The 17,257-nt window shown below is 72.9% G+C and carries 16 protein-coding genes; 9 read left to right on the top strand and 7 right to left on the bottom strand.

Going from position 1 to position 17,257, the window contains the following annotated elements:
• Window positions 1–25 precede the first annotated feature (25 nt).
• The 7 genes from ETD85_RS18585 (at window position 26) to ETD85_RS18555 (ending at window position 6,342) form a co-directional block, all read left to right on the top strand.
• On the top strand, window positions 26–1,048 hold the full coding sequence (locus tag ETD85_RS18585) for a LacI family DNA-binding transcriptional regulator (RefSeq protein ID WP_170246738.1): 1,023 nt from the start codon (window positions 26–28) through the stop codon (window positions 1,046–1,048).
• A gap of 347 nt (window positions 1,049–1,395) precedes the next feature.
• On the top strand, window positions 1,396–2,496 hold the full coding sequence (locus ETD85_RS18580) for a Gfo/Idh/MocA family protein (RefSeq protein ID WP_240779222.1): 1,101 nt from the start codon (window positions 1,396–1,398) through the stop codon (window positions 2,494–2,496).
• Window positions 2,493–3,398 (top strand): DUF6807 domain-containing protein, encoded by a 906-nt coding sequence (locus tag ETD85_RS18575; RefSeq protein ID WP_138690986.1) that lies wholly within the window; start codon window positions 2,493–2,495, stop codon window positions 3,396–3,398. The genes ETD85_RS18580 and ETD85_RS18575 overlap by 4 nt, the downstream gene beginning before the upstream one ends.
• A complete protein-coding gene (locus ETD85_RS18570; protein WP_138690985.1) occupies window positions 3,395–4,129 on the top strand; it encodes a cupin domain-containing protein in 735 nt (244 codons plus the stop codon). The genes ETD85_RS18575 and ETD85_RS18570 overlap by 4 nt, the downstream gene beginning before the upstream one ends.
• A 172-nt stretch (window positions 4,130–4,301) precedes the next feature.
• The gene (locus ETD85_RS18565; RefSeq protein WP_138690984.1) at window positions 4,302–4,502 is read left to right on the top strand and encodes a hypothetical protein; all 201 of its coding nucleotides are present in this window, start codon (window positions 4,302–4,304) and stop codon (window positions 4,500–4,502) included.
• Between the two features lie 22 nt (window positions 4,503–4,524).
• Window positions 4,525–5,553: a LacI family DNA-binding transcriptional regulator gene (locus tag ETD85_RS18560; RefSeq protein WP_138690983.1), complete on the top strand. Its 1,029-nt coding sequence runs from the start codon at window positions 4,525–4,527 to the stop codon at window positions 5,551–5,553.
• Window positions 5,554–5,607: 54 nt separating this feature from the next.
• Window positions 5,608–6,342: a class I SAM-dependent methyltransferase gene (locus ETD85_RS18555; protein WP_138690982.1), complete on the top strand. Its 735-nt coding sequence runs from the start codon at window positions 5,608–5,610 to the stop codon at window positions 6,340–6,342.
• 57 nt (window positions 6,343–6,399) lie between these two features.
• Here ETD85_RS18555 and ETD85_RS18550 read toward each other — a convergent pair whose 3' ends face one another.
• Complete coding sequence (locus tag ETD85_RS18550; protein WP_138690981.1) at window positions 6,400–6,975, bottom strand: DUF6461 domain-containing protein; 576 nt, start codon at window positions 6,973–6,975, stop codon at window positions 6,400–6,402.
• 254 nt (window positions 6,976–7,229) lie between these two features.
• Here ETD85_RS18550 and ETD85_RS18545 point away from each other — a divergent pair, with 254 nt between their 5' ends.
• Entirely contained in the window at window positions 7,230–7,418 is a 189-nt protein-coding gene (locus ETD85_RS18545) for a hypothetical protein (RefSeq protein ID WP_138690980.1), read from the top strand.
• Between the two features lie 174 nt (window positions 7,419–7,592).
• On the opposite strand, the gene ETD85_RS18540 is transcribed toward ETD85_RS18545, so the two are convergent.
• Window positions 7,593–9,044, bottom strand: a complete 1,452-nt coding sequence (locus ETD85_RS18540) for a vanadium-dependent haloperoxidase (protein ID WP_138690979.1) — start codon at window positions 9,042–9,044, stop codon at window positions 7,593–7,595.
• A gap of 509 nt (window positions 9,045–9,553) precedes the next feature.
• On the opposite strand from ETD85_RS18540, the gene ETD85_RS18535 reads away from it, so the two are divergent.
• Window positions 9,554–11,875 carry a beta-glucosidase gene (locus ETD85_RS18535; RefSeq protein ID WP_138690978.1) on the top strand — a complete coding sequence of 774 codons (2,322 nt, stop codon included), beginning with the start codon at window positions 9,554–9,556 and terminating at the stop codon, window positions 11,873–11,875.
• 189 nt (window positions 11,876–12,064) lie between these two features.
• On the opposite strand, the gene ETD85_RS66865 is transcribed toward ETD85_RS18535, so the two are convergent.
• From ETD85_RS66865 to ETD85_RS18515, 5 genes are all read right to left on the bottom strand, one after another.
• On the bottom strand, window positions 12,065–12,196 hold the full coding sequence (locus ETD85_RS66865) for a hypothetical protein (protein ID WP_276617231.1): 132 nt from the start codon (window positions 12,194–12,196) through the stop codon (window positions 12,065–12,067).
• Between the two features lie 40 nt (window positions 12,197–12,236).
• The gene (locus tag ETD85_RS18530) at window positions 12,237–13,229 is read right to left on the bottom strand and encodes an endonuclease/exonuclease/phosphatase family protein (protein WP_138690977.1); all 993 of its coding nucleotides are present in this window, start codon (window positions 13,227–13,229) and stop codon (window positions 12,237–12,239) included.
• 131 nt (window positions 13,230–13,360) lie between these two features.
• A complete protein-coding gene (locus ETD85_RS18525; protein ID WP_138690976.1) occupies window positions 13,361–14,152 on the bottom strand; it encodes an SAM-dependent methyltransferase in 792 nt (263 codons plus the stop codon).
• A 234-nt stretch (window positions 14,153–14,386) separates the two neighbouring features.
• Window positions 14,387–16,264, bottom strand: a complete 1,878-nt coding sequence (locus tag ETD85_RS18520; protein ID WP_138690975.1) for a M6 family metalloprotease domain-containing protein — start codon at window positions 16,262–16,264, stop codon at window positions 14,387–14,389.
• Between the two features lie 90 nt (window positions 16,265–16,354).
• Window positions 16,355–17,119, bottom strand: coding sequence for a PP2C family protein-serine/threonine phosphatase (locus ETD85_RS18515; RefSeq protein ID WP_138690974.1), 765 nt, complete (start codon window positions 17,117–17,119; stop codon window positions 16,355–16,357).
• Window positions 17,120–17,257 lie beyond the last annotated feature (138 nt).

Genomic DNA, 17,257 nt, shown 5'->3' with positions numbered 1-17,257 from the left:
TCGCCCCGAGGAAAGGACACCCCGGATGCCCCATGCGGCGAGGCCCACGGTCACGCTGCACGACGTGGCCGCGGCGGCCGGAGTCTCCATCTCCACCGCATCCAGGGTCCTGAGCGGCAGTGCCAGGAAGGTCGCCCCCGAGTTCGAGGCCCGCGTGCTGGCCGCCGCCGCGGCGCTGCGCTACACGGCGGACGCCTCGGCCAGGGCGATGCGCCGGGCGAGCGACTCGATCGCGCTGGTCGCCGACGACCTCTCGACGCCGTCCATGGGCATGATCGTCGCCGCGATGGAACGCGAGGCCCGTACGGCCGGCGCCTTCGTCACCGTCACCTCCACCATGGGCGCCCCGGAACGCCAGCTCGAGACCGTTCGCCAGTTGCGCGCCCTGCGCCCGCGCGCGCTCGTGCTCACCTCCAACCGCTTCCTGACGAACGCCCTCGAAGGCGGCCTGCTCAGGGAACTCGACCTGTACGAGCGGGAGGGCGGGCGCGTCGTCATCGTCGGCGAGACCGACCTGAATTTCGATTCGATCGGCGTCGACAATCGCGCCGCTGGCCGGTCAGCAGGCGCTTTCGCCGCGAAAATCGGGCACCGGCGGGCGGTGATATTCGGCGGCGAAAGAGAATTGGTGAACCTGGCCGATCGGCGGGCCGGTTTCGTCGAGGGGCTGCGTGCCGGGGGCGTGGCCGAGCGCGATATCCGGATCGTTCACTGCGAGGTCAGCAGGCAGGGCGGATTCGACGCGGCGCAGCGGCTGGCCGCGGCGGGAATGGACGGAGGCGAAATGGTTCTCGCGGGCAATGACACCATTGCCATCGGGGCCATGTCGGGTTTTCGCGCGGCCGGTCTGGCGGTGCCGGCGGACGTTTCCGTCACCGGCGTGGACGACATCCCGCTCGCGAGCGACGTGACGCCGCGGCTGACGACCGTCGCGCTGCCGCTCGCGCAGGCGGGCGCGGAGGCGATCCGCCTCGCGCTGGAAAAGTCGGACACGGTCAGAAGGCTGACCCTCGAAGGCCGGTTGATCATCCGCGAGAGCGCCGGTTGATCCGGCACCCCGGCCGGCGCTGACCAGGCGAGCGCCTCTTCGCCGAGGTGACCTGTAGTAGGCGCGGGACCGAGCGGCGGGCCTGCCGGGCCGGCTCGCGCCCCCTGCTCACACCCCGTGACCACCCTCGTGCGCACGCCGCCCTGAGTCCCCGGCAGCACTCTTGACGCTCGCGTAACAGCCATGCAAACTGCGGAATACGTTTTCCCAAGGCGGCCGTCCCGTCCCCTGGTGGCTGGAGGTCACGAATGATCGCGTCGAGGAGGCCCCGCGTGAGCGCGCTCGGCGAGCTGCGGGCCGAGATCGACGGCGCCTGATCCCCCAGGCCGGCACACAGGAGCAAGATCTTGTCTCAACGGAACTATCGGGCCGCGATCATCGGGACCGGTGGCATCGCCCACGCGCACGCCGAGGCCCTGATCGGGTCCGGCGGCCGGGCGAGCCTGGTGGCCGTGGCCGACACGGACGCGGGCCGGGCGAGCGAGTTCGCCGCCAAGTTCGGCGTGCCGCGCAGCCACGGCAGCGCGGCGGAGCTGCTGCGCGAGGAGGAGCTGGACGTCGTCCACCTCTGCACCCCGCCGCAGTCGCACGCCCCGCTGGCCATCGCGTGCCTGGAGGCCGGGGTCACGGCCCTGGTGGAGAAGCCGCCGACGCTCTCGCTCGCCGAGTTCGACGCGCTGATCGAGGCGGAGCGCCGCTCGACGGCGCACGTCGCGACCGTCCTGCAGCACCGCTTCGGCGCCGGCGCGCTCCGCCTGCGCCGGCTGGCCGCCGCGGGCGAGCTGGGCCGGCCGCTGCTGGCCACCTGCGCCACCCAGTGGTACCGGGACGAGGACTACTACGCGGTGCCGTGGCGCGGCACCTGGGAGTCCGAGGGCGGCGGGCCGACGATGGGCCACGGCATCCACCAGTTCGACCTGCTGCTCTCGGTGCTCGGCCCCTGGAGCGAGGTCACGGCCGTGGCCGCCCGCCGGGCCCGCTCCGTCGACACCGAGGACGTGTCGATGGCGCTGGTGACGTTCGAGAGCGGCGCCGTCGCCACGGTCGTCAACTCCGTCGTGTCTCCGAGGCAGACCTCCGAGCTGCGCTTCGACTACGAACGCGCCACGGTCGAGGTGGCGCACCTGTACGGCTACACCGACGACGACTGGAGCGTGACCCCCGCCCCCGGTCACGACGACGTGGCCGCGCTCTGGGCCGCCGGGCGCACCGCCGGGTCCAGCGGCCACCGCGGCTGGCTCGCCGCCGTGCTCGACGCGCTCGACCAGGACCAGGCGCCCCCGGTGACCGCCGAGGACGCCCGGCGGACGATGGAGTTCATCGCCGCCCTGTACGCCTCCGCCTTCACCGGCGAGCGCGTACGAAGTGGACAGATCACTGCAGACAGCCCGTTCGCCCAGAAGATGGACGGCACGGGCACCCCGTGGGAAAAGGTGAGGAATTCGTGACCCTGCAGGCCAACCACGCGCTCGGCCGGTCGGTCTCCGTCTCGGCGGGCGGCGTCGAGCTGTTCACCTACACCTACCGCCCCGACACGCCGGTGCTGGAGTCGCCGAAGCCGTACCTGCACCCGATCCGCACCCGCGGTGGCGCGCTGGTGTCGCTGTTCAGGCCGCACGACCACGTCTGGCACAAGGGCATCGCCTGGTCGCTGCCGCACGTCGGCGAGCACAACTTCTGGGGCGGCCCGACGTACGTGCACGGGCGGTCGTACGTGCAGCTCGACAACAACGGCAGCGCCACGCACCGCGAGCCGATGACGCTGTCGGCGGACGGCGGCCGGGTCGAGATCGGGCACGAGCTCGACTGGACCGCGCAGGCCGGCGAGCCGATCACCGAGGAGCGGCGCTCACTCGCCGCGACCGTCGTGGACGACGAGACCTGGGCGCTGGTCTTCGACACGGCCATGACGAACGTGTCGGGCGCCGCGCTCATGTTCGGCTCACCGACCACGAAGGGGCGCGAGAACGCCGGGTACGGCGGCCTGTTCTGGCGCGGCCCGAGGTCGTTTACCGGCGGCGTCATCCAGTCGCCGGACGGGGCGGGCGGCGACGAGCTGCGCGGCAGGCGGGCGGAGTGGTTCGGCTTCCGCGGCCGGCACGACGAGAGCGGTGAGCACTCGACGATCGTCATGGTGGACGACAGCGCGAACCCGCAGCACCCGCCGCAGTGGTTCGCGCGCAGCGAGGACTTCGCATGCCTGTGCCCCGCGCCGTTCTTCGGCGAGGAGGTGGAGCTGCCGCCCGGCCAGACGCTCCGCTTCAGGTACGCGGTCGTGATCGCCGACGGCGACCGCGGCGAGGACGGCACGGCGCTGCTGGCCGCGCGCGGCAGGGAAGCGCTCGCATGACGTTCCCCGGCGGCACGTCGGTCAGCCGGCTGGCGGTCTACTCGGGCGCCGCGCACGCCGACGGCCTGGAGGGCGGCACGCCGCACCTGCACACGGCCTCCACCGAGGCGTACGTGGTCATCGGCGGGCGCGGCACGCTGCAGACGCTCGACGCGCACGGCCTGAGAGAGACGGAGCTGGGCGCCGGATCGACGGTGTGGTTCACGCCGGGCACCATCCACCGGGCGGTCAACGGCGGCGGGCTGGAGGTCGTGGTCGTCATGTCGAACGCCGGTCTGCCCGAGGCGGGCGACGCGGTCATGACGTTCCCGGCCGAGGTCGTGGCCGATCAGGAGCGCTACCGGGAGGCCGCGGCGCTGCCGGGGCCGGGCGCGGACCCCGCGGCGATCGAGGCGGCCGTGGCGCGGCGGCGGGACCTGGCCGTCGAGGGCTTCCTGCGGCTCGCCGACGCCGTGCGCGCCGGTGACCCGGCCCCGCTCCAGCGCTTCTACGACCACGCCGTGGCCCTGGTACGCCCCAAGGCGGCGGCCTGGCGCGGCATCTGGGAGCGTACGGTCGCCCAGGAGACCCGCCGCACGGCGGGCATCCTCGACGCCCTGGAGCGCGGCGACGGCGCCCACCTCCTGGAGTCGGCGCTGATGGAGAGCCGGCCGGAGGAGCGCTGGGGCATGTGCGGCCACCTGCGCGCGCACGACGTGGCACACCCGGTCGTCCACACCCCGGCCGGCTGACCGGCCATCACGCTCGGGTCGCCCGCGACGGCCGTGCTCTCCCCGGCCGCCGTCGCCGTGCACGACTTCGAGAGCCGGCCGGCCGGGCCCCTCGCCGGAGGTGACGGGCTCGTGGCGGGCGGCGCGGGCGGCGGCGTCGAGGTCGTCGAGACCACGGAGGACAGGAGGGAAGTTGACGCGTACGGCGAACAGCGGCAGTACCAGCGGGTCCCAGGCGTTCGCGCTGAAGGGCATCGTCACCGTCGCCGTCACCAGGAACACCGTCGTCGCGCCGGTCGAGTACAGCGCCGGCAGGACCCACCACGGCAGCGTCCACATCGACGACTTCCGGGTCTCCCAGAGCGCCGCGATCGAGAGCCCGGCGAGCCGATGACCGCGGTGCCACAATGATCGGCATGGATGACGGGTCCCCGGCCCCGGCCTCCCCGCCGACCCTGCACGACGTCGCCCGGGAGGCCGGGGTCTCCATCGCCACGGCGTCGCGCGCGCTCAACGGCAGCGCGCGCAACGTCAGGTCGGAGAACGCCTCCCGGGTCCGGGCGGCGGCGGCCAAGCTCGGCTACGAGCCGCACCTGTCGGCGCAGGCCATCGCCAGGGGCTCGACCAGGACCGTCGCGCTGGTGGTGCGCGACGTGGCCGACCCCTACTTCTCCTCCATCGCCGTGGGGGTGACCGAGGAGGCGCAGGCGGCGGGCCTCATCGTCACCATGGCGGTGGCCGACGGCTCACCCGAGCGCGAGCTGGAGATCGTCAGGACGCTCCGCGGTCAGCGCCCGCGCGCCATCATCGTCGCGGGCAGCCGCATCGACGGCGCGGGGACGCGGGACGCGCTCATCGAGGAGCTGACCGAATACCGTACGGCCGGGGGGCGGGTCGTCCTGATCAGCCAGCGGGACCTGCCGTTCAGCACGGTCACCATCGACAACCACGACGGCGCGGCCCGGCTCGCCACGGCGCTGCTCGGGGCCGGCTACCGGCGGTTCGCGGTCTTCCACGCGCCCGGCGAGATCCGCACCTCGCGCGACCGGCACGCCGGCTTCCTGGCCGGGCTGCTCGGGTCCGGCGTTCCCGAGCCGCTCGCGATCGAGACCGGCTTCACCCGCGCCGGTGGCTACGACGCGGCGCGGCGGCTGGTGGAGCGGGGGTTCGAGGACGTGGAGGCGGTGTTCGCGGTCAACGACGTGATGGCGATCGGCGCCATGACGGCCTTCCGCGACGCGGGCGTCATCCCCGGGGTGGACATCGGGGTCGGGGGGTTCGACGACATCGGCTCGGCGGTGGACGTCGTGCCCGCCCTCACCTCGGTCGCCGTGCCGCTGCGCGAGGCGGGGCTGAGCGCGATGCGCCTGGCGCTGTCGGACGGGGCGGACGACGTCCTCATGCCGGCCGACATCGTCCTGCGGGAGAGCACCCCGCCCCGCTGACCGGGGCGGAAAACGAGCGGCGCCCCGGCACGTCCGCACGGCATGATCACGTCCATGGGCTACGCGGAGCTGATCCAGGAGGGCCTGACCGCCCCCTTCGAGGGCTGGGACTTCACCGCCTTCACCGGCCGGCTGACCTACGACGGGTCCCTGCCGTGGGACTACGACGCGCTGGTGCGCGACCGGCTCCCCGGGGCGTCCGCCCTGCTCGATCTCGGCACGGGCGGCGGCGAACGGCTGGCCTCTCTCGCGCTGCTGCCGTCCCGTACGGCCGCCACCGAGGGCCACCCGCCGAACGTCCCGATCGCCCGCGCCCGCCTGGAGCCGCTGGGCGTCGAGGTGGCCGAGGCCCGTGGCGCGCTCCCGTTCCCGGACGGGTCGTTCGACCTGATCGTCAACCGGCACGAGTCGTACGACCCGCACGAGGTCCGCCGCGTCCTGGCCGCGGGCGGCACGTTCGTCACCCAGCAGGTGGCGGGCCGCGACCTCGGGGAGCTCAACCGGGCACTGGGCGGGCCGCCGCACGACGACCACGACTGGGGCCTCGCCGCCGCGGTGGCCGGCCTCACCGACGCCGGCCTCACGGTCACCTGGAGCCAGTCGGCCAGCTATTCCACGATATTTCGCGACATCGGGGCCCTTGTGCTCTTCCTCCGGGTCGTCCCGTGGCAGGTGCCGGACTTCGACCCGGAGACGTACGGTGACCGGCTGCGCGCCCTGCACGAGGACATGGAACGGGGCCGCCCCCTCACAGCGACCGCGCACCGCTTCGCCCTGACCGCCCGCTGACCTCAGCCCAGCCGCCCGCTCTCCCCGGCCCCCAGCCGCCCGCTGACCGCGGGATCGTCACGCGTACGGGTCGAGGTGGCCGGTCGAGCCGAAGAGCGCCGTGCCCTCGTAGCGGCTGCGTGACATGTGGACGCCGGTGGCCCGCTCGGCGAGGGCGAGCGCGGCGGTCACCGGCGCACCCGTCCAGCCGTGATCCTCGTAGGAGGTCTCCATCTCCAGCTCCCGCAGGTCGGGGAGCAGGCGGTCGGGCTCCGTGCCGGTGCGGGCGCGGCAGTCGTACAGGTTGAAGGCGGTGATCGACCGGCCGTCGGCGAAGTAGGCGAAGGCCGAGTCGTCGCTGGTGACGAACAGCGCCGCCGCCCGCGTGCCCGCCGACAACGTCCGGGCCTGGTGGTAGACGACGTGTCCCCAGCCGTCCTCCACCAGGAAGGTCCCGCCGCGCGCCGGATAGGCCGCGACGCCGAACCCGAATCCGTCCGTGGCGGGCCCGGGGGTGACACCGATCCGGCGTAACGCCTCGCCGGGGGTCACGTCACGGACGAAGCACACGCAGAGCCAGAGGTCGCCCGTGTCGTCGGCCCACTCCCGGTAGAGCCACTCGTACGCCGTCGCCGTCGGCCCGCTCACGACCATGTTTCCTCCTCGGAGATCGCGACGATCTTCGCATCGTGGCGGCCGTGCCGGCACGGGAGTGACGCCTGGGCATGGATCTCTTTCACCCAGGTCAACAGATCGATTCCCGCATGAGAGGTTTTCTGCAGCCGTCCCTCCGGAACGGGTGGCCGATGTCTCGCGGGGATGACAGGCTGCCCGCAACCGCCTCGGTCCTCCTGCGAAAGGGTGGCCGGGGCGGAAACCTCCGCAGGGTGCACCGGAAGGAGTGCAGCATGACTGAAGACGCCAGCCGCGTCGCGGCGAAGCGGATCAACGACCACGTGGAAGTCATCCACGCCGACAACCCGGACACGGTGCTGGAAGTGCCTCGCCGCGACTGGGAGAGGTTCACCGCGGCCGTCAAGTCGGGCGCCTTCGACCTGGAGTCGCTCCACAGGGAGGCCGAGGAGCACGTGGCCTGACCTTCCCCGCATGACAAAGGCGCCCGCTCTCGCGCAGGGGAGCGGGCGCCTGGCTTTTCACCCGGCGACGGGTGGTCGTGGCGCTAAGACGGTCGTGGCGCTACCGCGAACGTGGCCCGCCGGCGAACGTAGTGCTACCGCGAACGTGGCGCCATGGCGCGGGCTCCGGAGGTGTCAGCCGTGGCCCGTCCAGTAGCTCTTGGCGCGCTCCCACGCGGCCGTGCCGACCGACCGCCCCAGGGCCCGGCCCTCCAGGTCGCCGAGCCGGAAGTGGATGCCGCCGTACCGGCGCGACATCCCGGCCTGGTCGGCGGCGTCGGTGAAGGTCGGCCAGCGCAACGTCACGTCCTGCGCCGGCGTCACGCCCGGCTCGATCTGCGACGAGCCCCGCGCGATCACCGCCTGCCCGCCGAACCCGTCGCCGCCGGTGAAGCGCTTGAGCACCTCGGCCGCCGCGGCGCTGAACGTGCTGTGGCCCGAGACGTACTCGGCGAACGGCGGCGTCGGGAACGTCGCCGCCTGGAACGGCACCCACGAGGCCCCGTCGACCGTCCGGCCACCCCAGGTCGGGATCTGCTGCCCCTTGTACAGGAAGCGGATCGTGGTGATCGGCCGGCCCGAGTCGTGGTCCCGCTTGACCTCCCACGAGGCGATCCCCGCGTCCATGACCGAGTTGGCCAGCGCGAAGAACATCTTCACGTCCTGGTCGAGCCGGTGCCGGTCACGTGCGGAGACCTGCTGGGCGAACAGGTTCCAGTGGCCGGGCGGCGTCTCGCTGGCGGGGCCGTCGGCCCAGTATTCGGCGATCGCCTTCTGCTGGTCCGTCAGCGCGGCCGTGATCGACACGATCTCGGCGGACTGCGTGCGGAACCCGGACGAGCCGTAGGCGTAGGGCGCGCGTACGCGGTCGGCGAGGTCGCGGGCGGTGCCACCGAACGAGGCCACCCCGCCCCAGTGCGGGACCAGGAACGGCGGCGTGACCAGCGCGCCGGCCCTGTTGACGTACGTCAGCGGCGCCCAGCGGCCCGGCTGGGCGAGCGAGGTCAGCGGCTCCGCGACCACCACCGGGGCGTTGACCGGCGCGTAGCCGGTGGTGTCGGCGTAGCCGCCGAGCTGGTTGGAGCCGTCGGCGTGCCGGTGGTCGAGCACGGCCTGGCACGCGGTCACCCCGGTCTGGGCCGGCCGGCTCGCCGGGTTGGCCGGGTCGTAGCCCAGCTCGGTCATCAGCGCGTCGAAACCGGCTCGCTGCGCCGGATAGAGATCGACGGCCGCCGCATGGGCGGCGAAGCTGATGGCCTCGGCCTTGTTCGCCTCGGTGCGCTCGGCGGCGGGCCGCCGCAGCGAGCCGCCCAGCCGGGTGCCGACCGCGACCCCGTCGTAGGCGGCCCAGGCGTCGTACGCGCAGGTGTGCACGATGGCCAGGGCCCTGGCCACCTGTGGCGGGCCCAGCGTGCCGGTGCGGATCGCGGCCAGCAGCGCCGTGTTCCACCTGAGCACCACGTTGGGCCCCGAGCCCTGCGCGGGTGCGGCCTGAGCGCCACCGGCCCCCTGCGCCGGTAAGGCGGGCGCCGCGACCGCGACGCCCACGGCCAGGGCGAGCGCGATCATCGATCTCCGAACGGGCATGGCATGTCTCCTCGCGTCGGCGGGCCCCCGTGTGCCCGGTACGACGAGACGATTCCACAATCGAATACGCGTTCGAAACTGACCTTATGGCTACAGTCGCATGGCGCTCGCCCGGTTGCCGATCACCGCGGACAATCGTCCGAAACTTTCAGCGGCAACGCCTGTCAAGCGGCCCGAAGGCGGTCGCGAGCGCGGGTCGCGAGCGGTGGGCCAGGCGGTGCGGGCATCGGCCCGGCTGCTGCTGCCGGTAGTCGTGCTCCCTGGTCATGGTGATGATCGGCGGTCGGCGGACGGTCGGCCCCATCGCGGTTCCGAATGTTTCGGTGATCTTACGAAACATTATTGACGAGCTTCCCGATGGATGCCTAGAGTCCGGGTTAATGCCCGGAACCATGCGCCGGAACTCACAGCAGGCTGCCGTCGTGACCGCACCTGCGTAGATCGCCGTCATCCCGCCGTACCGGATCGTCACCACCTGCGGCGGCTGACCGACAACCGCGAAGGAAGCCATGACATCTGTGAACGTGCCGGGTCTCGCGCCCTGGCGGGACAGCGCCCGGACGACCGGCGAGCGCGTGGAGGCCCTGCTGGCCGAGCTGACCCTGGAGGAGAAGGTCGCGCAGCTCGGGTCCGTCTGGGTGCAGACGGACGAGCCCGGCAGCGTCGCGCCCCTGCAGGACCTCTTCCTGGCCACGGGCGGCCTGGAGGAGCGGCTGCGCTACGGGCTCGGCCACCTCACCCGCGTCTTCGGCACCGCCCCGGTCGGCCCGGCCGAAGGGGCGCAGCGCCTGCGCTCGCTCCAGCGGCAGGTGATGGCCGCGAACCGGCTCGGCATCCCGGCCATCGCCCACGAGGAGTGCCTGACCGGGTTCGCCACGTACGGGGCGACCGCCTACCCGACGCCGCTGGCCTGGGCGGCGACGTTCGACCCCGGGCTGGTGGAGCGCATGGCCGGCGCCATCGGCCGCGACCTGCGGGCGGTCGGCGTCCACCAGGGGCTGTCGCCGGTCCTGGACGTGGTCCGCGACTACCGGTGGGGACGGGTGGAGGAGACGCTCGGCGAGGACCCGTACCTCGTCGGCCAGCTCGGCGCCGCGTACGTGCGCGGCCTGGAGCAGGCCGGGATCATCGCCACGCTCAAGCACTTCGCCGGGTACGCCTCCTCGCGCGCCGCGCGCAACCACGCGCCGGTCAGCATCGGGCCGAGGGAGCTGGCCGACGTGGTCCTGCCGCCGTTCGAGACCGCGATGCACGAGGGCGGCGCCCGGTCGGTCATGAACTCCTACACCGACCTCGACGGGGTCCCGGTCGGCGCGAGCGCGGACCTGCTGCGGCGGCTGCTGCGCGAGGAGTGGGGGTTCGGCGGGACGGTCGTGGCCGACTACTGGGCCGTCCCGTTCCTGGCCTCCATGCACGGCGTGGCCGAGGACGACGCGGGGGCCGGGGCGCTGGCCATCCTGGCCGGCATCGACGTGGAGCTGCCCGAGACCGTCGGCTACGGCGCGCACCTCGTCGCCCACGTGCGCGCTGGCCGGGTGGACGAGGCGGTGGTCGACGAGTCGGTCCGCAGGGTGCTGCGGCAGAAGATCGAGCTCGGGCTGCTGGACGGCGGCCCGCTCGTCCCCGACGATGCGGACGGCGTGGACCTGGACGGCCCGCGCAACCGCGAGCTGGCCGCGACGGTGGCCGAGCGCTCGCTCGTCCTGCTGAGCAACGACGGCGTCCTGCCCGTCGATCCCGGCGCCCGCCTGACGATCGCCGTCGTCGGTCCCTGCGCCGACGACCCTCGCGCCCTGCTGGGCTGCTACGCCTTCCCCAACCACGTGCTCGACCGCTACCCGGAGCACGGGATGGGCCTGCCCATCGCGTCCATCAGGGAAGGGCTGGTCGCCGAGTTCCCCGCCGCGGACGTCCGCTACGAGCTGGGGGCCGACGTGTCGGGCGGCGACGGCTCGGGGATCGAGGCCGCCGCCGCGCTCGCCGCCGGGGCCGACCTCGCGCTCGTGTTCGTCGGCGACCGGGCGGGGCTGTTCGGCGCCGGCACGTCGGGCGAGGGGTGCGACGCGGCCGACCTGCGGCTGCCCGGTCTCCAGCCCGACCTGGTCGAGGCGGTCCTGGCCACCGGCACGCCGACCGTGCTGGTCGTGGTGTCCGGGCGGCCGTACGCGCTCGGGGCGGTCAAGGACCGGGTGGCCGCCGCGATCCAGGCGTTCTTCCCCGGGGTCGAGGGCGGGGCGGCGGTCGCGGGCGTGCTCAGCGGCCGGGTGAACCCGTCGGGACGCCTGCCCGTGCAGATCCCGGACTCGCCGGCCATCAACCCCTCCACCTACCTCCAGGCGCCGCTGGGCCGGCGGGCGGACGGGATCACGGTGCTGGACCCCACGCCGGCCTTCGCCTTCGGGCACGGGCTGTCGTACTCGGCGGTGGAGTACACGGCCATCACCACCGACCGCCAGGACGTCCCCACCGACGGCGAGGTCGAGATCGGCGTGACGATCAGGAACGCGGGCGGCCGTCCGGCCGAGGAGGTGGTGCAGTTGTACGCCTCGGATCCGGTCGCGCAGGTGGCCAGGCCGGCCGTCCAGCTCATCGGGTTCGCCAGGGCGGCGCTGGAGCCGGGGGAGTCGCGGACGGTGACGTTCGCGGTGCCCGCGGACGCGTTCTCCTACACCGGGATCGACCTGCGCCGCATCGTCGAGCCGGGGACGATCACGCTCGCGGCCGGCCCGTCGGCGGCCGACCCGCCGTTGCGCGCGGTGATCCGTCTCACCGGCGAGACCGTCGCGCTCGGGTCCGCGCGCCGGCTCACCACCCACGTCAGGGAGACCTGAGCAGGCGGACGGCTGATCCGGCTCCCGCACAAAAGCCGATATATCTCGCTAAGGTGCATGGGTTGATCACCGCCGCCTCAGGACTCACTCCCTCATGTCCGACGTCGAACCACTGCGTGACGGAGATCCCCGGGCGGTAGGGGCCTACCGGATCGTCGGCCGGCTGGGCGCGGGCGGGCAGGGCATCGTCTACCTCGGGCAGGCCGCGGACGGCCGGCCGGTGGCGGTGAAGGTCCTGCGCGACGGGCTCGCGGGCGATCGCCTGGCCAGGGAGATCGCCTTCCGGATCACCTCGCCGGGCTCCAGGAGCAAGTCCGTCACGTTCACCATGTGCCCACGCAACCGTGACCGGCCGCGCTCCTCAGGGCAGGCGCAGCTCGGCGAACACGCCGCGGTGGTCGGTCCTGGGCACGTCCACCACCTCGACCCGCCGGACACTCACCCGCCGGTCCGCCAGCACATGGTCGATGGAGATGATCGGCGGGATCGGCCGGAAGTTCGGCCAGGTCGGCGTCAGCCCCTTGCCCACCTGCTCGGCCGCGTCCACGTAACCGCGCTCCAGCAGGTCGCGGAAGGCGCGGTGGTCGAGGCTGGCGTTGAAGTCACCGGCCAGCACCCGGACCGTCGAGGGGGAGGCAGAGGGGAGCGCGCGCAGGGCGGCGTTCCACTCCTTCTCCATGCGCCCGAGCGGCGGGTTCGGGTGCACGGCCACGAACTCGACCTTGCCGCCACCCGGCAACGTCAGGCCGGCGGCCGGCATGTTGTGGCCGATCGGGGTGAACAGGCCCGTCAGCTCCGTCACCGGGTGCTTGGCGTAGATCCCGCTGCCGGTCGCACCGAACTCCGGCTGGAGCACCCGGTACGGCAGGAGCTGCTTCAGCCCGGCCGCGTCCAGGCGTTCGGCCTCGGCGTAAGTCAGCTCGAGCGCGCTGAACACCTCGACGTCGTACCTGCGCACCAGATCGACCACGGTCTTGGCGTCGCCCCGGCCGAACAGGTTGACCGTCAGCACCCGCAGCGGCGCGCCGTTCGCGGCCGGCTGCTCCGCGCTGATCGCGCGCGGCACGAGCACGGTGACCATCGCCGCGCACACGAGCGCCGCGGCGAGCGCGGCCGGGCGGTTGCGCCTGGCCAGGGACAGCAGCGCGGTGAGCGCCGCCAGCCCCGCCCCGTAGGGCGTCGCGGTCACGAGCTGCGTCAGGAACGATCCCTGCTCCAGGCCGCCGATCCTGACGACGGCCCACAGGGCCAGCAGCGTGACGACCGTCCAGGACAGCCAGCGCCTGCGCCGCCGCTTCTTGGAAGGCGGCGGCGGGTCGCCCGCCGCCTGCTCGGCGCCGACCGTCGTGCTCACCGCGCCGCCCTGTCCCCGAAATGATCCACAGCTTGAACCTTAAACTGCTTTGGAACGGTACGGCGCACCCGCGGACGCCGTGCCCCGATTGCGTGCGTCAACCCCGGGAGGCCCTGCCGGGGGAGCCGGGGTCAGAGCTTGCGGCCGACCCCGGCGTACATCCAGGTCGCGGAGTCCGTGAAGAGCGGCGTGTCGCGCCACTCGGAGACCGCCACGAGCCCCGGCTCGACCAGCTCGAACCCGTCGAAGTAGCCGGCGACCTGTTCCCTGGTGCGCGGCGTCCTGTGCATCGCCTGGCCCCCGGTGGCGGACAGGTAGTTCGCGGCCGTCTCCTCGTCCAGGAAGTCCAGCGTCAGGTGGCTCAGCACGAGGTAGCTGCCCGGCGGCAGGGCCTCGGTGAACGCCTTGACCAGGCCGGCGGGGTCGTCGTGGTCGGGGATGTGCATGAGGACGGCGACCATGACGAGCGCGATCGGCTGCGTGAAGTCGAGCGTGGCCAGCACGTCGGGGTGGTCGAGTATGCTGCGCGGATCGCGTACGTCGGCCTCGATGTAGGCCGTCCTGCCCTCGGGCGCGCTGGTCAGCAGGGCCCTGGCGTGCGACATCACGATGGGGTCGTTGTCCACGTACACCACGCGCGACTCCGGCGCCTCCGCCTGCGCCACCTCGTGCGTGTTGCCCTGGCTGGGGATGCCCGTGCCGAGGTCGAGGAACTGGCGGATCCCGAGCCGGGAGAGGTGGCGGACGGCCCGGCCGAGGAAGGCCCGGTTGTTCCTGGCGCTCTCGCGCACCCCCGGCACCGCCGCCATGGTCTGCTCGGCCACCCGGCGGTCGGCCTCGAAGTTGTCCTTGCCGCCGAGCCAGAAGTCGTAGACGCGGGCGGAGTGCGGGACGTCGGGGTTGATGCCGTGCGGTGGGCTCACAGGCGAGAGCATAGATCATTTTGGGCCGATAAATCGGCATTCGGGGGCAGGTGATCGAGGGACAAGGCCGTCCCTCGATCACCCTCCGCGCGGGACCCGCACCCGCACGGCCCCCCCAACCACAACCGCACGGGGTCCCTTCACCCCGCACGGCCCCCCACCCCGGCCGCACAGGGTCCCTTCACCCTGTACGGCCCCGACCGCACGGGCCCCTCCACCCGTACGGTCCGGTTCTCAGGTGCCCGTGACGATGTCCAGCCGCCACGCGCTGAGCACCCCCGCCGTCGCGTGCGACGGGGCCAGGTCGCTGACCCGCAGCGTCCACCCGCCTCCCGCCGGCTGCCCGACAAGCGGCGTCACCACCGACGGCGGCTCGGTCGTGTACTGCAGCACCTCCGAGGTCTTCAACGGCGCCCGGTGCGACAGCACGATGCGCCGCCCCGTCGGCGAGTGCAGCACCAGCCGCAGGTCCTCGGGATGGTTGTGGTCGAGGTCGATGAGCAGCTTCAGCGCGCGCACGGTGCCCTCGGCCTCGAACATGATGGTGTCCGCCACCCCGTGCGGATCGCTGTCCGGGATGCGCAGCGCGGGCCGCGACACCGAGCTGAACGTGGCCCCGTTGACCCCCACGGCCCCCGCCTTGAACCGGATGGAAGGGCCGGGATCGCTGATGGCCGACAGGGTCAGCCCCGACTCGGCGCCGCTCCAGAGGAGGCTCGCGGGCACCGTCGAGTGGGACAGCGCCGTGCCGTCCACCCGGCTGTACAGATCGCGGCTGTCGCCCGCGTTGAGGTTGTTCTCCAGGTCGAGGTGGCCGTCCGCCTGGAGCAGCCCCACCTGGTAGTGCAGCAGCGGCGTCCCGTCCTGCAGCTCGTTGGAGCCCCGGGTGTCGCAGTGGTAGACGGCCAGGCCGCTCGACGGCAGGTGCAGGTCGAGCCCGAGCTTGGTGCGGTTCTCGACCAGGAAGTACTCCGACGGCACGCCCGTCGAGTAGCGGAACACCCGGCGGTAGTCCCCGTGCCGGGCCTCGAACGTGCCGCCCCGGTTGAGGTCGACCCGGTCGGGGCACCAGCCGGCGAGGTCACGCAGGTAGGCGCTGACCGGCGCGGGCGTCTTGCCGCTGTTCAGGTGGTTGCCCGAGCTCATCAGGCAGTACAGGCCGAGGCCCGAGCTGGCGAAGTCGTCGCCGTCGCGCTGGCCGTAGTCGTACAGGTCGGGGAAGCGGCACAGCAGGTGGCCGCTCTCGTGGCAGAAGGTGCCGATGGACAGTTGCTGCGGCCCCGCGCCCATGCTCGTCACGAGGTAGAAGTGCGTGCGCATGTCGCCGAACGTCAGCTCCATGACGCTGTTGTGCGGCCACAGGACGCTGTCCTTGATGTAGCGGGTCTCGCCCGCGTACATGATGGTCACGGCGTCGACGACCTGCTGGCCGAGCGAGTCGTACCTGGTCAGGTCCACGCCCGAGTCGACGGCGGCCTGGAGTGCCTCCGGGACGAGCACGTCGTGGTTCTCGGGGTCGGCGTAGAAGGTGATGTCGTGGCTCATCCTGAACGGGCCCACCACGTCGTTGGTGAACTGCAGCAGGCCGCTGGACACGGTCGTGAAATACTCGTTGACCGAGCAGGCGTTGCCGTTCTCCCGATAGCCGGGCGCGTTGAGCAGCGCGTCCACCTGCGCCTGGGTGACCGTGGCGGCCTGGTCGGCGAAGTCGACGAGGATCGTCAGCCCGCGCACGGTGCCGACGCTGAGCCTGCGCCCCTCCAGCAGCCCGCCGGTCGGGCCGAAGGTCATCGCGGAGTCCGCGGCGGCCTCGGCGGAGATCGTCCCCGGGCGGCGCCGCCGGTGCGACTCGGCCACGACGGCACCCGACTCGCGCAGGTGGCGCGGCACGTCTCCGGGGGCGTCACGGGAGTCGATCCTGACCCCCGTGGAGTACAGGCGCCCGTCCTTGAGGCCGGCGTAGCAGTAGGCGCCGGCCGAGGCGTCGTAGACCGTGGTGTAGCCGTCGAGGGTCTCGTAGCGGGCGTAGTGCTCGTCACCGAAGACGACGAGCCGCACCTTTTCGCCGTCAGCCTGAGCGAAGCTCAGGGTCTCTCCGAATATGGCGCTCATCCGAGCCTCCGGTCCATGGTGGGAGATTTCCTCCGATCGTCACCGCGGCGCACCGGTCCTGGCCTGAGTAGCCCCCTACTCAAGCGGTCGTCACGCGGTCACGAAGTCCGCGATGATCACTGTGGCGTCGTTCCTCGGCTCGGCGGCGGCCATCTCGTCGTACAGGCGGTCCAGGCAGGCGACGGCGGAGCTGCCGTCGGTGACCAGCTCCGTGACGCGCGCGGCCCCGAGCGCGCGGATCACGCCGTCCGTGACGATGACGATCCGGTCGCCCGAGCGCAGCGGCACCGAGCCGACCTCGGGGTTGAGCGCCGAGGGCAGGCCGATGCCGCGCAGCAGCGGGCCGTCGTCGAAGGAGTGCGAGGTGGTCAGCGGCTGCGGCTCCCCGCCCTTCGGGCAGTGCCAGATCGCCCCGTTGCCGACGTGGGCGAAGCGCAGCCGCGGGGTGTCGCCCCGGTCGAGCACGACCACGTCCAGCGTGCTGGTCAGGTCCGGCACCGCCCGGTTGCGCAGCGCCGCGGTCCGCACGGCCCGGTGCGCGGCCTGGGCGCACTCGTCGAGGTCCTCCACCCGCGTCCCCACGTGCTGCGGCCGGCTCGCGACCACCGCGCCCAGAGCCAGCGCGGCGGCGGCGTGCCCCAGTTCCGCCCCGCCCGCGCCGTGGGCCGCGGCCACGAGCCGCTCCTGGATGACGTACGCGTCCGACGGCCGGCCCCCCGAGCCCTCGTACGTGCCGCCGACGGCCACCAGCCGGGGCCGCGCCACCGGCATGCCCGTCGGCCAGTTCCCCCGCCGTCCTTGGACGGTCATCACCGACAGGCAACCCACCAAGATCGAGATCACGATGTAAGTCATGAGGTCCCCTCCCTCCGCGATGATCGCGGCACGCGCCCAGTACACGCTCTTATGAAGGGACGCGACTGACGGCCGATCGGCCGTCGTAGCGCTCTGACGGCCGATCAGCCGTCATGCCGCGGGGGACGGGACGGACGA

The organism is Nonomuraea zeae (genome assembly GCF_005889725.1).
Classification (GTDB): domain Bacteria; phylum Actinomycetota; class Actinomycetes; order Streptosporangiales; family Streptosporangiaceae; genus Nonomuraea; species Nonomuraea zeae.
Note: the sequence above shows the minus strand (reverse complement) of the source record. Positions and strands in the feature narration are given on the sequence as shown.

Excerpts from the sequence above, each read along its gene's own strand:
- ETD85_RS18520 (WP_138690975.1), bottom strand. The coding sequence starts at position 16,264 with ATGAGCGCCATATTCGGAGAGACCCTGAGCTTCGCTCAGGCTGACGGC.
- ETD85_RS18550 (WP_138690981.1), bottom strand. The coding sequence starts at position 6,975 with ATGGTCGTGAGCGGGCCGACGGCGACGGCGTACGAGTGGCTCTACCGG.
- ETD85_RS18560 (WP_138690983.1), top strand. The coding sequence starts at position 4,525 with ATGGATGACGGGTCCCCGGCCCCGGCCTCCCCGCCGACCCTGCACGAC.
- ETD85_RS18515 (WP_138690974.1), bottom strand. The coding sequence starts at position 17,119 with ATGACTTACATCGTGATCTCGATCTTGGTGGGTTGCCTGTCGGTGATG.
- ETD85_RS18585 (WP_170246738.1), top strand. The coding sequence starts at position 26 with ATGCCCCATGCGGCGAGGCCCACGGTCACGCTGCACGACGTGGCCGCG.
- ETD85_RS18540 (WP_138690979.1), bottom strand. The coding sequence starts at position 9,044 with ATGCCCGTTCGGAGATCGATGATCGCGCTCGCCCTGGCCGTGGGCGTC.
- ETD85_RS18545 (WP_138690980.1), top strand. The coding sequence starts at position 7,230 with ATGACTGAAGACGCCAGCCGCGTCGCGGCGAAGCGGATCAACGACCAC.
- ETD85_RS18535 (WP_138690978.1), top strand. The coding sequence starts at position 9,554 with ATGACATCTGTGAACGTGCCGGGTCTCGCGCCCTGGCGGGACAGCGCC.
- ETD85_RS18555 (WP_138690982.1), top strand. The coding sequence starts at position 5,608 with ATGGGCTACGCGGAGCTGATCCAGGAGGGCCTGACCGCCCCCTTCGAG.
- ETD85_RS18570 (WP_138690985.1), top strand. The coding sequence starts at position 3,395 with ATGACGTTCCCCGGCGGCACGTCGGTCAGCCGGCTGGCGGTCTACTCG.